Source organism: Halomonas sp. I5-271120, assembly GCF_030553075.1.
Taxonomy (GTDB): Bacteria; Pseudomonadota; Gammaproteobacteria; order Pseudomonadales; family Halomonadaceae; genus Onishia; species Onishia taeanensis_A.
On record NZ_CP130701.1, the window covers coordinates 3,489,998 to 3,504,866 of the forward strand.

Annotated in this window: 15 protein-coding genes; 6 read left to right on the top strand and 9 right to left on the bottom strand. The window is 59.9% G+C overall.

Translation table 11 applies throughout. The annotated features are described in order from the left end of the window. Window positions 1–122: 122 nt before the first annotated feature. Window positions 123–968: a formate dehydrogenase accessory sulfurtransferase FdhD gene (locus Q2K57_RS15720; protein ID WP_112055345.1), complete on the top strand. Its 846-nt coding sequence runs from the start codon at window positions 123–125 to the stop codon at window positions 966–968. 285 nt (window positions 969–1,253) lie between these two features. Beyond that, complete coding sequence (locus Q2K57_RS15725; RefSeq protein ID WP_304525636.1) at window positions 1,254–2,693, top strand: APC family permease; 1,440 nt, start codon at window positions 1,254–1,256, stop codon at window positions 2,691–2,693. Between the two features lie 133 nt (window positions 2,694–2,826). Here the strand turns inward: Q2K57_RS15725 and Q2K57_RS15730 are convergent, their stop codons facing one another. Together Q2K57_RS15730 and Q2K57_RS15735 are read right to left on the bottom strand one after the other, a co-directional pair. Continuing rightward, window positions 2,827–3,459, bottom strand: coding sequence for a helix-turn-helix domain-containing protein (locus tag Q2K57_RS15730; protein ID WP_304525637.1), 633 nt, complete (start codon window positions 3,457–3,459; stop codon window positions 2,827–2,829). Between the two features lie 226 nt (window positions 3,460–3,685). Beyond that, the gene (locus Q2K57_RS15735) at window positions 3,686–4,621 is read right to left on the bottom strand and encodes a histone deacetylase family protein (protein ID WP_112055342.1); all 936 of its coding nucleotides are present in this window, start codon (window positions 4,619–4,621) and stop codon (window positions 3,686–3,688) included. A 106-nt stretch (window positions 4,622–4,727) separates the two neighbouring features. Here Q2K57_RS15735 and Q2K57_RS15740 point away from each other — a divergent pair, with 106 nt between their 5' ends. The 4 genes from Q2K57_RS15740 (at window position 4,728) to Q2K57_RS15755 (ending at window position 10,832) form a co-directional block, all read left to right on the top strand. Then, a complete protein-coding gene (locus Q2K57_RS15740; protein WP_304525638.1) occupies window positions 4,728–7,493 on the top strand; it encodes a bifunctional acetate--CoA ligase family protein/GNAT family N-acetyltransferase in 2,766 nt (921 codons plus the stop codon). Window positions 7,494–7,743: 250 nt separating this feature from the next. Next, window positions 7,744–8,946: a glycine betaine/L-proline ABC transporter ATP-binding protein gene (locus Q2K57_RS15745; protein ID WP_112055340.1), complete on the top strand. Its 1,203-nt coding sequence runs from the start codon at window positions 7,744–7,746 to the stop codon at window positions 8,944–8,946. Between the two features lies 1 nt (window position 8,947). Beyond that, window positions 8,948–9,787 carry a proline/glycine betaine ABC transporter permease gene (locus Q2K57_RS15750; protein ID WP_112055339.1) on the top strand — a complete coding sequence of 280 codons (840 nt, stop codon included), beginning with the start codon at window positions 8,948–8,950 and terminating at the stop codon, window positions 9,785–9,787. A gap of 166 nt (window positions 9,788–9,953) precedes the next feature. Beyond that, window positions 9,954–10,832 (top strand): glycine betaine ABC transporter substrate-binding protein, encoded by an 879-nt coding sequence (locus tag Q2K57_RS15755; RefSeq protein WP_112055338.1) that lies wholly within the window; start codon window positions 9,954–9,956, stop codon window positions 10,830–10,832. A 119-nt stretch (window positions 10,833–10,951) separates the two neighbouring features. Here Q2K57_RS15755 and pdxH read toward each other — a convergent pair whose 3' ends face one another. The 7 genes from pdxH to Q2K57_RS15790 form a co-directional block, all read right to left on the bottom strand. After that, window positions 10,952–11,593: a pyridoxamine 5'-phosphate oxidase gene (gene pdxH, locus Q2K57_RS15760; protein WP_304525639.1), complete on the bottom strand. Its 642-nt coding sequence runs from the start codon at window positions 11,591–11,593 to the stop codon at window positions 10,952–10,954. Window positions 11,594–11,684: 91 nt separating this feature from the next. Then, entirely contained in the window at window positions 11,685–12,032 is a 348-nt protein-coding gene (locus Q2K57_RS15765; RefSeq protein WP_304525640.1) for a branched-chain amino acid transporter permease, read from the bottom strand. Beyond that, complete coding sequence (locus Q2K57_RS15770; RefSeq protein ID WP_304525641.1) at window positions 12,029–12,793, bottom strand: AzlC family ABC transporter permease; 765 nt, start codon at window positions 12,791–12,793, stop codon at window positions 12,029–12,031. Before Q2K57_RS15770 ends, Q2K57_RS15765 begins: the two co-directional genes overlap by 4 nt. After that, complete coding sequence (locus Q2K57_RS15775) at window positions 12,790–13,191, bottom strand: DUF2069 domain-containing protein (RefSeq protein ID WP_309251228.1); 402 nt, start codon at window positions 13,189–13,191, stop codon at window positions 12,790–12,792. The genes Q2K57_RS15770 and Q2K57_RS15775 overlap by 4 nt, the downstream gene beginning before the upstream one ends. An 11-nt stretch (window positions 13,192–13,202) precedes the next feature. After that, entirely contained in the window at window positions 13,203–13,823 is a 621-nt protein-coding gene (gene wrbA, locus Q2K57_RS15780; RefSeq protein WP_304525642.1) for an NAD(P)H:quinone oxidoreductase, read from the bottom strand. A gap of 34 nt (window positions 13,824–13,857) precedes the next feature. Continuing rightward, a complete protein-coding gene (gene arsC, locus Q2K57_RS15785; protein WP_304525643.1) occupies window positions 13,858–14,205 on the bottom strand; it encodes an arsenate reductase (glutaredoxin) in 348 nt (115 codons plus the stop codon). 164 nt (window positions 14,206–14,369) lie between these two features. Further along, on the bottom strand, window positions 14,370–14,741 hold the full coding sequence (locus Q2K57_RS15790) for a gamma-glutamylcyclotransferase family protein (protein ID WP_258396389.1): 372 nt from the start codon (window positions 14,739–14,741) through the stop codon (window positions 14,370–14,372). Between the last annotated feature and the right edge of the window lie 128 nt (window positions 14,742–14,869).

Here is a 14,869-nt window from a genome sequence, read left to right on the forward strand (position 1 = left end):
TAAAGACAGTAGGCGCCTCGAATGCAATGATGGTCAATATGGTGCAGTTAACGCTGGATTGAATCGTTATTCGCGCGGTGTTGCTCGACCGGTTTGCCGCGCTTGTCGCCAAGGAGCGATGCATGTGTTCGTTACGTCTTAGTCACGCCCGCCTGCCGGCGACACTAGAAATAGACATCCATGACGAGTTTGGTGACGTGCGTCGGCAGGCCATCTCTGCCGAGCGCGCGCTGACTGTCTATCTGAACAAGCGGGAAATCGTCACCCTGATGACGCTGGGCGCCGACCCAGAGGCCCTGGTAGTGGGCTATCTTCGCAATCAGGGGTTGGTGCCGGCGCGCGACGATCTGGAAGCGGTTCATGTCGATTGGGACGTCGAGGCAGCGGTAGTGGTCAGTCGTCGGGCGCCTGACGACCTGGAAGAACGCCTCGGCCAGCGCACCGTGACGACCGGCTGCGGCCAGGGCACCGTCTTCGGCCGCCTGCTCGATGCCGTCGGCATTGAGCCTGTACCAAGCACTTCTCTAGCACAGTCCACGCTCTATGCATTGCTCGAGAATCTCGGCGCTTACAACGAAACCTACAAGAGTGCCGGCGCGGTGCACGGCTGTGCGCTTTGCCGTCAGGACGAGGTACTGGATTTCGTCGAGGACGTGGGGCGTCACAATGCCGTTGATACCTTGGCCGGTCGGCAATGGCTCGACGAGGACAGCGCGGCCATGTCCGCCGACATCTTCTATACCACGGGTCGACTGACCTCTGAGATGGTTCTCAAGGTTGCGCAGATGCGTATCGGCATTCTGGTCTCGCGCTCTGGTGTGACCCAGAAGGGCGTTGAGCTGGCTGAGCGTTTCGGGGTGATGTTGATCGCGCGTGCCAAAGGCCGGCATTTCCAGGCCGTCCACTCGGAGCAGCGTCTGGTCTACGATGCGATTCCGGCACGACGTGCGGGAGACCGTGGTCTCTAACTTCTCTTTCTGATTGTCCTTGCTTAATGAGCGTTCAATATAACTGACGCCTGCATTGCGCCTCCGGTTGGGTCTTGGTGCGCAGACTCCATACTCAGCACGCCATTTCATGGACCTTTGGGCCGCCATTTTCCTGCTTGCGTTCGCGAAGGTCGACTTGCGGCCGGCGAAAACGTCAATTACCTTGCACATGCAGAGGGTTTGTTGTCGATAAAAATATAAAGCATCGACATTAATATCCTGAGCCAATCGCAAATAACAAGGCACAAGCAGCGAGGTATCGTGATGACGGCAAGTACACTGGGTGGAGAAGGCTTCAGCCGCGTGCTGGCACGCAAGGACGTGCTGGCACTCGCCTTCGGGGCCATGATTGGTTGGGGTTGGGTTGTCTTGACCGGCAACTGGATTCAGTCCGCTGGAAGCCTGGGAGCGATCACAGCCTTCATCTTTGGCGGTTTCGCTATCGTGCTTGTGGGGTTGACCTATGCGGAGCTGGCCTCGGCGATGCCGCAGGTCGGTGGCGAGCACGTCTATAGCTATCGTGCTCTGGGGCATTTCGCCTCTTTTCTGTGTACCTGGGCCATTACGCTCGGCTATGTCAGCGTGGTTGCCTTCGAGGCGGTGGCGTTGCCCACAGTCGTCGAGCAGCTCTTCCCTGGCTATGCCGTGGGCGACCTATGGACGATTGCCGGCTGGGACGTCAAGGCGACCTGGGTAGTCGTTGGCGTTGCCGGTTCGGTAGTGATGATGGCCGTCAACTACTTTGGCGTGCGCACCGCAGCTCTGGTGCAGAAAGTGGTCACGGTGCTGATTCTGGCCGTAGGTGTAATGTTCATTACCGGAGCCCTTTTCGAGGGCAATACTGCCACCATGGACCCGCTGTTCAGTGTCGAAGAGGGGGTGATGGGCGGCATCATGATGGTGTTGATCATGGTGCCCTTCATGTTCGTGGGCTTCGATGTCATCCCCCAGGCGGCTGAAGAAATCAACCTGCCGTTTCGTGAAATAGGTCGCGTGCTGATGATCTCGGTCATTCTAGCCGTGTTCTGGTACGCCCTGATTATTCTTGGCACTTCCTTGATGCTGGATGGCGAAGCGCTCGGTAGCAGTTCACTGGCGGTACCCGATGCCATGCAGGCTGTCTTTCAGGCGCCTTGGGCGGGCAACCTGATGGTCTTGGCCGGTATCGCCGGTATCATTACCAGCTGGAACGCCTTCTATGTCGGTGGCTCCCGCGCGATTTATGCACTGGCACATTCCGGCATGCTGCCAGCTTTCCTCGCTAAGCTGCATCCGCGCTACAAGACGCCGACCAACGCCATCTTGCTGATGGGCCTCTTGTCCTGCCTGGCACCGTTCCTGGGTCGCCAGGCACTTGTGTGGCTGGTCGTCGCGGGTGGTTTGGGTATCGTCATCGCCTACCTCTTTGTGGCGCTGTCTTTCCTGGTGCTGCGCCAGCGCGAGCCGGAGATGGAGCGTCCGTTCAAGGTCAAGCATGGCAAGCTGGTGGGCATCGTGGCCGTGGTGCTTTCGCTGGGCATGACCGCCCTGTACATGCCGGGCAGCCCCTCGGCACTGTCAGCCCTCGAATGGGCGCTGTTTGCGGGATGGATGCTGATCGGGCTGGCGCTCTACGTCTGGTCTCGCCTCAAGTACGGTACGGCGTATAGCGACAAGATGATGCAACGCGAGCTGTCCGGCGGGGATCCCTACCCGGGACATTGAACGTTCCTGGCACTCTGAGCACAGTAAAACGCCCCGGCGCATGATGCGCCGGGGCGTTTTGTTTGTGCAGGTGTCGTGACTTGTACCGTATGGCGCTCGATGTGAACCGGAAGTGTACCGGAAGAGCGATGGCTCAGCTGGTTTGGCCGCGGGTACACACAGACAAGACAACCGCGTCCTCGTCGCTGATGGACACCAGGGCATGTCCCATGTCGCTGTCGAAATAGATGCTGTCACCGCGCTCCAGGCGTAGCGGCTCGTAGAACTCGGTGTAGAGCAGGATCGCGCCTTCCAGCACGATCAGAAACTCTTCGCCGTCATGGCGCACCCATTCGCTGAACTCACTGAAGCTCCGGGCCCGCACGATGGTCTTGAAGGGCGTCATGTGCTTCTGGGCCAGCTGCCAGGACAGTAGCTCGTGCTCGTAGGTGGGGGTCGGATGTTGTTGCCCCTCACCGGCGCGTGTCAGGTCGCGACGTCCCATGGTGCGGCTCTGTGGCTTGGGCTGCTTGAGCAGCTGGGGCAGGTCGATGTCGAGCCCATTGATCAGCTTCTGCACGGCGGTGAAGGTCGGTGAGATGTGATCGTTTTCAATCTTGGACAGGGTCGAGCGAGCCAGGCCGGTCCGCTTGCTGACGTCTTCCAGGGTCCAGTGGTTGGACAGCCGGATCTCCTTGAGGCGCTCCCCGAGCTGTAGCGGCTCGACGAACGCCTTGCGGCCAGCGGCAATCTGGAGGGCGGCGGTTTGATCGTTGTTGGCGCTCATCGGCTTTTCACTATCGGAAACTTAGTTTCCGCTAGGCTATCACATCGTGCGGTATTCAGGATGGGGGAATGGAAGGGGGCTATCTCACTGGATAGGCCTCGGATGCGCCATGCTTCAAGGCCACTATCGCGAATCGCGGAGGCGTGGGCTGAGTTCGATATTTCCTGAGGGAAGGAAACGAGCACCGTCCATGTACCTTAAGAAGCTGGACCGCCCTCGTGTTGGCTCAGGCCTTGAAGGGTAGGCCCAGCAGCGCGCTGACGTGAGCCTCGGCACAGTGGCCCAGGGCATCGATGTCATAGCCGCCTTCGAGAACGGAAACCAGGCGGTTGTCGGCATAGAGGGCGGCGATCTCCATGGCCAGGTGCGTCACCCAATGGAAATCGGCTGCCTCGAGACACAGATCGGCCATGGGGTCGCTTCGGTGCGCATCAAAACCGGCGGATACCAGCACCATATCCGGCTTGAAGGCATGCAGGGCGGGCAGCCAATCGTCTTCCACTGCGCGCCTGAAAGCCGGGCCGTCTGTGCCTGGCGGCAGCGGTGTGTCGATGATGTTGTGCCACTGACTGCGCAGATAGCGCCACGGATAGAAGGGATACTGAAAGCTCGAGCAGACCAGCACGTTAGGGTGGTCCTTGAAGATGTCCACGGTGCCGTTGCACTGGTGCACGTCGAAGTCGAGGATGGCGACCCGCTCGGCCCCATACCTGGCGATGGCATGGGCGGCGCCCACCGCGATGTTGTTGATAAAGCAGAATCCCATCGCATCGGTGGCTTCAGCGTGGTGGCCAGGTGGGCGCACGGCGCAGAAGACATTGTCGGCCTGGCTCCGGTAGACCTGGTCCACCCCGCGCACTACGGCTCCGGCAGCCACACGGGCGGCGTCCATGCTCGCCGGATTCATCAGGGTATCGCCATCGAGCAGGGTGATGCCCTCTTCGGGTACACAGCGCTCGAGCGATGACAGATGGCGCTGAGGATGTACACGCTCGAGCTGTTCGGCGGTGGCGGGTTTCGCTTCTGACTGCATGGTCTGTTGCAGCACACCGCTCAAGGCAAGCCGGGCGCGAATGGCATCGAGGCGCAGCGGGCTCTCGGGATGATCGGGCCCCATAAAGTGATCATGGCAACGGGGATGGGTGATATATGAGGTGATCATCGACGGCTCCGCGGTTATTGATGCGACCTTAATCGCCTTGCTTCCTTGCATGACAGTGTCAATAAGTCGTACACAAGGAGGCTACACCCACGCGGGAGGACAGGTCTTGGGTACGCGATTTCTTCGTCACTTCTTCGAGCCGCATAGTCTGGTGGTCATTGGCGCCTCGGAAAAGCCTTATTCGATGGGCGGACTGGTGATCCAGAATCTCCAGGAGGGCGGCTTTCCCGGCAAGCTGTGGTCAGTCAATACCAAGGGCTACGAGAGCGTTCATGGCGTCCCCTGTTTCAGTCACGTTGCCGATCTGCCCGAGGTGCCCGAACTGGCGGTGATCTGCGCGCCGGTGGATACGGTGCCCAACTTGATCGCCGAGCTCGGCGCAACCGGTGTTCGCGCCGCGATGGTGCTGTCCGGCGGCTCCTACCTGGACGATCGCAGTCATGACGGCGGGTCCATCCGCGAACAGATGCTGCGCGCCGCCAGGCCTTCGGGAATCCGCGTGCTGGGCCCGGAGTGCATGGGCATCCTGGTGCCCGGGCGGCGGCTCAATGCCTCCTATTCCGGCCAGCCGGTCAAGGCCGGGCGCGTCGCTTATCTGGGCCAATCGGGCATGCTTGGCAATGCCATCATCGATTGGGCGGCAGGGCGCGGTATTGGTCTTTCGCACCTGGTGACCTTGGGCGACAGTGTCGACGTGCTATTGCCCGACCTGCTCGACTATATCAATCAACATACGGCAGCCCAGTCCATTCTGCTGCATCTGGAACGCACCCAGGATGCACAGCACCTGATGACGGCCCTGCGTGAGTCATCCCGGCACAGGCTGGTGCTGGCGATCAAGAGTGGTCGCACGCCTGAGTCATCGCTGTCGAACTTGCCGCCGACGCCGGGGATCGCCAATCGTGACGTGATCTTCGATGCCGCTCTGGCGCGGGCAGGCGTGGTGCGCGTCGACAATTCCGATGACCTCTTCGATGCCTTGGAGACGCTGTCGCGCATGCGGCCATTGCGAGGTGACCGACTGGCGATCGTCTCCAATGGGTTGGGGCCGGCGATGCTGGCGATCGATCGCCTGATCAGCCAGGGCGGACGCCTGGCCGATTTTAGCGAGACCACCCGCGAGGCGCTGGCAAGAGACGACGTGGACATGACACTGCCGGGACGCAACCCGGTGGACCTGGGTGGGGGCGCCACGCCGGATCAGATCGTCGAGGCGCTGGAGATCGTGGCCGCCGACCCTGGCGTGGATGCGGTGCTGCTAGTGCATGCGCCAACCCGTCTGGCGCCTTCGAAGGTCACGGCGGAGGCGGTGGTCGCCAACCGGCGGCGTTTCAAGCGCAACCTGCTGACCAGTTGGATGGGGCTCGAGCAGGCGCTATCGGCTCGACACGAGAGCAACCTGGCTGGTATTCCGACCTACATGTCGCCAGAGAAGGCCGTCGGTGCCTTCATGCATATGGTCAACTATCGGCGCGTGCAGGCCCTGCTCCAGGAAACGCCACCCTCGCTGCCCTTTGCGACCAGTGCGGCCATTCGCAAGCACTGTCACGAACTGATCGACCAGGCTCTCGAGCAACAGCGACACTGCCTGACCCATGCAGAGACGGCTCAGGTGCTGGCGGCCTATGGCATTCAGACCCCCAAGAGCCGTTATATCGTCACACCGGAGGAGGGCGCCGCCGTCGCCCGTGATCTGCTTGAGGCCGAGCAGGACTCAGGAGACACCCTGGCGTTGAAAATCGTGCACGATAACAACATCGTGCCGTATCGCTATCGCAGCCATCCACACAAGCTCTCGGCGGGCCTGCTGCAGGACCTTGCAAGTCCTGAACAGGTAAGTAACGGCATGATGCGGCTCGAGCAGAAGGTCCACGAGAAGTTCCCAGACTCGGTCATCCATGAGTACTGTTTGCAGCCAATGCAGCGGGGCAAGCATTCCCTGCAGCTGTGTGCGGGCATTACACGAGACCCCGAGTTCGGACCGTTGGTGGTCTTTGGTGTCGGTGGCTACAAGGTCAATGTGCTGGCCGATCGCCATGTGGCCTTTCCGCCCCTGAACATGACCCTCGCCGCCGATCTGGTGAGCCGCACCCACGCCGCCAAGCTGATCGAAGAGCATTCCCGCCAGCCTCAGCAGGATGTCGAGATGATCTGTGAGCTGCTGGTTAAGTTGTCCCAGATGGCGTCTGACCTGCCGCGCCTGAGGGGAATGGAAATCAATCCGCTGCTGCTCAACCGTGATGGTCTGCTTGCCGTGGATTTTGCGTTGGATCTGGGAACACCCGCCCGGCATGCCATCATGCCGTATCCTGAAGAACTTCGAGAACGGGTCGAGCTGGATGGAATGGACGTGGAAGTGCGCCCGATCCGCGCTGAAGATGCTCCTTTGATCACCGGTTTCCACAAGCATCTGTCCGAGGAGAGCATCCGGTTTCGCTACTTCCATCACAAGGCGGACCTGACCAAGCGAGACCTGGCGACGCTTGCCGATATCAATTATGACCGTCAGATGGCGTTTATTGCGGTGCGGCTGGATGCAGAAGGGCAGTCGGAAATGCTGGGTGTGGTACGGGTATGGAATGACCCGGACAACATCCGCACGGAGTTCTCGGTGATCATTCGCGATGACTTGCATGGCCATGGGCTCGGGCGCCTGCTGATGACCAAGATGATCCGCTATTGCCAGGGGCTGGGGACCCTCGAGATGTTCGGCAAGATCATGATCGACAACCAGCCCATGCGTTCGCTGATGAAACAACTGGGCTTTCGCCTGCGCTACAACATGGAAGAGCAGGTGGTCGATGCGCTGCTCAGGCTGAACGAACCCGAATCCGACTGGCAGCGCCACAGACTGGCGTCGCCTCCGGATTGAGTCCTGATCAACAAATGCGCTAAGAAGGACGGCAAGAAGGGCGCGAGCCCGCCCGCTGACAGCGATCTGAAAATAAGCTGTGCCATGTCATCGTTGATTAATCATCAGCTGTTCTGATTTGAGGGGTTATTTATAAGTATGTATGATCCTGCGAGTTCAATCACGACAGTCATCGACCGTGCATAGCCATAAGGGCCGTTAGAGCGGCCTGCCAGGGCATGCCGGCATGACATAACAACAGGCAGAGCCGATGAGCGAAACACGACCCGTCAAGATACAGGTGCGCGGCCTCAGCAAGGTCTTTGGCAACCAGCCCAAGAAGGCCCTTGAGCTGCGTGACCAAGGGCAGAAGCGCCCGGAAATCCTGGAGAAGACTGGCCAGACGCTGGGCTTGTCCAACATCGATTTCGATGTCTACGAAGGTGAGCTCCTGGTGATCATGGGGCTTTCCGGTTCGGGCAAGTCGACACTGATCCGCTGCCTCAACCGCCTGATCGATACCACCGAAGGCGAGATCATTATCGATGGTGAGAACATTCCGACGCTCAGCACCAAGGAGCTGCTGGAATGTCGTCGTCGTCACTTTTCCATGGTTTTCCAGAATTTCGCACTGTTCCCGCACCGCACGGTGCAACAGAACGCCGAATACGGTCTGGAAATCCGCGGCGTCGACAAGGCCGAGCGCACCGAAACCGCCCGTAACTCATTGAAGCAGGTTGGGTTGGACGGCTGGGAAGATGCGCTGCCCAGCCAACTGTCCGGCGGCATGCAGCAGCGTGTCGGCCTGGCACGTGCACTGGCCAACGATTCAAGCGTGCTGCTCATGGATGAGGCGTTTTCCGCGCTCGATCCGCTGATCCGCAAGGACATGCAGCAGGAACTGCTCGAGCTTCAGCACCGCATGAAGAAGACCACGGTCTTCATTACCCACGACCTCGATGAGGCCCTCAACATCGGTGATCGCATCATCCTGCTCAAGGACGGTGAGATCGTGCAGATCGGCACGCCGGAAGAGATTCTGACTGCGCCGGCCGATGAATACGTAGAGCGCTTCATCGAGGGCGTGGACATGTCGCGTATCCTCACCGCTCATCATGCGATGCGTCCGGTACGTGCTACCGCCCGTGAGGATGACGGTCCGCGTACCGCTCTGCGCAAGATGAGTGAGAACGGACTGGACTCGATCTACGTCACCAGTCGTGATCGCAAACTTGTGGGTCTCATCGATGCCGATAGTGCCGATAAGGCCGTCAAAGATGGCCTGCAGACCATCGAAAGCCTGATTCAGCAGGACTTCCGTAGCGTAGCCCCAGACGAGCCGCTGAATAACCTCTTTGCCATGTTCAGCGACAAGAGCTTCCCCATCGCGGTGATCGACGGTGAGCGTCGCCTGCTCGGTGTGGTGGTCAAGGGTGCGGTACTGGCTGAACTGGCAGAAGCAGGAGACAACTGAGATGGCGATTGAGATTCCCCGTATCGAACTGGGTGACTGGATCGAATCCGGTCTGAATTATCTGACAAGTAACTATTCTGGCATTACCCGCGGCATCTCCGCGGTGACGCAGAGCGGTATCAACGGTCTCAACGACCTGTTGATGTGGATACCCGAGTGGGGCCTGATGGGCATGATTGCGCTGCTTTGCTGGCGCATGGCGGGCATCCGTCTAGGCATTGGCGCTGTCTTGGGCCTTGCCCTGATCTGGAACCTGGATCTGTGGGATCCGATGATCGAGTCGCTGACCCTGGTGGTCATTGCCACTCTGGTGGCAGTAGTGATCGCGCTACCCGTCGGTATTGCCGCCGCTCTTTCTGAGCGTCTCTACCGCGTGATCATGCCGGTGCTTGATTTCATGCAGACCATGCCGGCCTTCGTGTATCTGATTCCAGCGATTCCGTTCTTCGGCATCGGTTCTGTGTCGGCGATCTTTGCCACGGTGATTTTCTCCATGCCGCCGGCGATCCGCTTCACCACCTTGGGTATCCGTCAGGTTCCCAAGGATCTGATCGAAGCGGCTGACGCCTTCGGCTCCACGCCGTCGCAGAAGCTCTTCAAGGTTCAGCTGCCGCTGTCCCTGCCGACTGTGATGGCCGGCATCAACCAGACCATCATGCTGGCGCTGTCGATGGTTGTGATCGCGGCAATGATCGGTGCCGATGGTTTGGGTAACGAGGTATGGCGTGCCATCCAGCGCTTGCGTCCGGGCGATGGCTTTGAAGCTGGTATTGCGGTCGTGATCCTGGCCATGCTGCTGGATCGTCTGACCCAGTCTTTCCGTAAGACACGCAAGTCCTGACGTATTGCGTGACCCATCACACCTGTCGGTATCGAGGTGTGATGGGCTGCATGATGTGAAGCATATGCATCATGCGGACGTTCAGGCGCAGCTCAGGTCTTTCTTGACTGTCGGGTTGTGATCCTGGGGTCCTGCTCAACACCAATAAGCAATAGAGAGGTGAAGGATGTTCGATATCAAGACTCTGTCACGCGGTGTGCGCCTTGGCGCCATGATGATGGCGGCTGGCACGGCCGTCGCAGCTGGTCAGGTGCAGGCCCAAGAGAAGGGTACCGTAACCCTCGCCTACGTCGAGTGGGCTTCTGAAGTCGCTTCCACCAACGTGGTGCGTGCCGTGTTGGAAGACCAAGGCTATGACGTTGAAATGTCATCGCTCTCAGCGGCTGCCATGTGGCAGGCCCTGTCCTATGGTGACGCGGATGCGATCGTTGCGGCTTGGCTGCCCACGACCCACGCAGACTATTTCGATCGCGTCAAAGACAGCGTCGAAGATCTGGGTACCAACCTGGATGGCACCAAGCTTGGCCTAGTGGTACCGGCCTATAGCGACATGGATACGATCACTGACATCGATAAGAACTCTGACGCCATTGATGGCCAGATTATCGGTATCGATCCGGGTGCCGGCCTGATGAGCCTGACCGAAGACGTGATTGACGAGTATGATCTCGATGCCGATCTGCGCAGCGGTAGTGGTGCGACCATGACGGCAGCGCTGGCTAGCGCCATCCAGAACAAGGAAGAGATCGTCGTCACCAGCTGGACGCCACATTGGATGTTCGCTCGCTGGGACCTCAAGTATCTCGAGGATCCGAAGGACGTCTACGGCGGTGCCGAGCAGATTCACACCATTGCTCGTAACGGCCTGAAAGAAGATATGCCGGGTGCCTATGCCATTCTCGATAACTTCGAGTGGACACCGGAGCAGATGGGCGAAGTCATGCTCATGAACCAGGAAGAAGACAGCGATCCCTACGAGAGTGCCAAGAAGTGGGTCGCCGACAACCAAGACGTGGTTCAGCAGTGGCTGCCGGACGCCGAGTAATCTTGGCGAGTTAGCAGCACTGAAAGCACAGCGCCCGGCCAATTTGGCCGGGCGCTGTCATTTCTGGTCGATGTTTACTCTGCGGGTGCTAAGCCGGAAGGAAATCTGCGCCGAAGGTGTCAGGGGGCCAGGCGCACCTTGAACCATTCTCCTTCGCGCGCCTGGTAGCGGATGCGGTCATGCAGCCGGCTGGGCTGGCCCTGCCAGAATTCGATCATCTCCGGCACAAGTCGGTAACCGCCCCAGTGCGCGGGACGGTGGATATCCTGGCCGTCATAAGCCTGTTCGAAGCGCGCCTGGCGCTCCTCGATCCACTGGCGATCGGGGATTTCCACGCTTTGAGTGGCCACCCAAGCGCCGAGCTGGCTCTCACGCGGCCGGCTGGAGAAGTACTGATCCGATTCAGACTCTGAGACCTGTTCTACCCGGCCTTCGATACGGATCTGCCGGCTGAGCGACGGCCACCAAAAAACCAGCGCCGCATGGGGAACGGTGGCAAGTTCGCTGCCTTTGTGGCTCTGGTAATTGGTATAGAAGACCATGCCACGCTCGTCATAGCCCTTGAGCAGCACGATGCGCGCATGGGGGCGTCCCAGGCTATCGACAGTGGCAAGCGACATGGCGTTGCCGTCGTCTCCCTCGCTATCGAGTGCCAGGGTCAGCCACTCATCGAAGAGTGATTCGGGTGTTTCAGGCGTATTCTCTTCATTGAGACTGCCGCCTTCGTAGTCGCGCCGGATATCGGCAATGTTCCTTGTCATGGCAATCTTTCCCTCTGCATTTTCTTTATCTTCGCCGTTGCGAGGCGAAGGCTCAACCGTTGTTTGTGCACGCCTCGCCAACGCATGACCGTCAGCCGATCCACTGAACCAGGCCCATGTAGGTGCCGGTGCCGGTAAGAATCGATAGCAGGGCATTTCGACGCCAAAGCTGGATGCCAGCCACGATCAGCCCGGCCAGTATCATCGGCCAGCCATTGGCGGAGAGGTTGGCGGCTCCCTCGGACAGGGGGCGCCAGTCACGCATCGCGTAGATAACCAGAATCAGCATGACCGCTGGCGGCAGGTAACGGCCCAGATGGATGACCAGCGGATGTTCTGCCTGGCGAGAGAAGGCGATGAAGGGCAGGGCCCGGGTCAAGAATGTCGCCAGGGCACATACAGCGATGAAACCGAGCAATGGCAAAGGATCCAGATTCACGATGCCTCCCGCTGCTGTTGTTCTGCAATGCGTTGTTTTTCACGGTGTCGTTTTGCCGAGTCGAGCCGGTACTGGATTAACAGGATAAGGCTGGCCGCGCCGATGGCTCCCAGCAGCATATGGCGCTCAGGCAGCAATGCCAGGGCGCCCAGGGCCGTAAAGATGGCGACGATGAAAGGTAGCCACTGGCGCAGTCGCCGCGCTTGTTCGATGGTCAGTACGATGAACAAGGCGGTCAGTACGAACTCGATTCCTGTGGTATTGAAGGCAAGCTGGCTGCCAATCAAAACCCCAGCGAGGCTGCCCAGCACCCACCATAGCTGATTCAGCGCGCTGAGCCTGAAGGCCTGGGCGTGATCCTGCCCGGCATGGCCTTCATGCGAGGTCAGCAGCGAATAGGTTTCGTCGGTGAGCGAGAAAATCAGGTAGGGTTTGCGCCATCCGGCGCCGGCGAAGGCGCGCAACAGCGACAGGCCATAGAAGAGATGGCGAGAGTTGAGCATTAGGGTGGCGACCGCCACTTCCATCAGGCCAGCCTGATTGGCGAGCAGCGCCACGGCCAGAAATTGGCCGGCGCCGGCATAGATCAGGATCGACATGGCGATCGCTGCCCACCAGGGTATGCCGACATCGACTGCCAGGATGCCGAAGGCCGCCCCAAGCGGGAGATAGCCGAACATGACCGGCAGCGTTGTTACTGCTGCCGAGTGCCAGTTAGCGAGGTGGCCAGTGGTGGTGCCGGCCTGGGGTAATGGGGTCATTTCTGGTGGCTAGATGACTGATGGCGCAGTTGGCGGCTACGAAAGCGTGCATAGCCCAGGCTGCCGACGAAAAGTGCCAGCGATGCCACCGCGACCAGCAGGCCAAACAGCGTCTGGCCGGGCAGGGTGGCGAACATCACGCCCTGCATGAAGTAAAGAAGGCTGACGAAGCACAGCCAGGCATGGCCGCGGGCTCGCTTGACCAGGATCGACGGCAGGAACAGCAGCAGCGGTACCACCCTCACCAGCCAGGGTCCCCAGCCATCGGTTTGCACGTCATGCATGACCAGGCCGCCATAGCTGAGCAGAACTAGCAGGGCCAGATAGCTGGTGATCACCAGTCGACGGCTCTTGTCGACCATTGTGTCGAGTCCTTGCTGATCTTCCATCCGTTCCATCTGCTGTCTCATCAGGTGCTCTCACGCATGGGGGCAAGTGCCAGGGCCAGGCGGGCGAGACGCTTCCCCTGTGCCATGCAAAGGCTTCGCTCCTGCTCATCGAGAGAGCGATTGCTGCGCTGCCCGGCCAGATGGCTGGCCCCGTAGGGGGTGCCGCCAGTGGTGGTGGTGAAGAGCTCGGTCTCGCTGTAGGGCAAGCCCGAGAGCACCATGCCGTGATGCAGCAGCGGGACCAGCATGGTCATGAGCGTGGTTTCCTGGCCACCGTGCAGGCTGGCGGTGGAGGTAAAAGCGCTGGCTGGCTTGTCAATCAGGGCGCCATTCATCCATAGCTCGCTGCTGCCATCCAGGAAGTACTTGAGCGGAGCCGCCATGTTGCCGAAGCGGGTCGGGCTACCGATGGCCAGGCCTGCGCAGTGTCTGAGGTCATCGAGGCTGGCATAGACGGCGCCTTCGGCAGGAATGTCCGGGTCCACCGCCTCGCAGGTCGCAGAAACCGGCGGCACAGTGCGCAGCCTAGCGGCGATGCCGGACTCAGACTCGACGCCGGCGGCCATGGCCTCTGCCATGGCTCGGGTTGCGCCTTGGCGGGAATAGAACAGAATCAGCACATAAGGCGTGGTGGTGCTCATCAAGGCTCCAGGGATCAATAATTGAGAGGGCGGATCAGGCGGCGTCGATCAGCGACAGTACCGCTTCCGGCGGCCGCCCGATGATTGCGTGGTCGCCGCGGTCGGCAATCGGGCGCTGCATCAGCTTCGGGGTGGCCACGATGGCGGCAATGACGGCATGACGGTCATTGATATCGATATCCTGAGCCTTCCACTCGGCTTCGTTGGTCCTCACCAGGTCCTTCAGGCTACCCTCGAGGCGATCGAGCAGCGCATTGAGCTGTTCGGCATCCAGCGGCTCCTGCAGGTAGCGATGCACGCTCAGGTCGATACCGGCTTCTTCGAGCAGAGCCAGCGCCTGACGTGATTTGGAGCAGCGCGGATTATGGTAGAGGGTAATCACGTCGCGAGGGTCCTTATGCGGTGGTACTCAAGTAATGGCAGATATTGTAGGCGGCCCCCAAGGCCCCCACAACCATGCAGCTGGCGTCAAATTCCACTCTTAAAATTATACCGTTATCTTTCCATTTCTTAAACGCATCGGTAGCGGCGGGCGAGGCGAACACGTTAGAGACGTCGATACACCCATGCCTGGGCGCCATTATCGAGTTGAACGCGAACTCGCTCATAGCGATGGCCCAGGCGTTCATAGCGGTCCAGGTCTGCCAACTCCTCAGCATCTACACGGAGCACCATGCCATCGACACGCTGATTTCGGTCCTCGACCAGATCCAGCTCTCGCTTGCGAAATCCCGGCAGACTGGCCGCTTCGGGGCTGCCGGTGCGTCCATAGACCAGCCAACGAACGGGTGCGTGGGTCAAGGTGCCATAGACGAACACCTGATATTCGCCGCTCGGTATCGGGGGCAGCTCAGCGGGGCGATCATAGCCGAAGGGGCTCAGCAGCACCCACCACAGGTAGCCGGCGGCGATCAACATGGTACCGATCGTGGAACCGAGAGCGTATCTCAGGACGCGCATAAAAGTGGCCTTGATCGTTGATTTTAAGGTCATCAGGGGTTCGCGCGCTCATCCTGTCATGGCATGCTTCTTGAACGCTAGTCAGA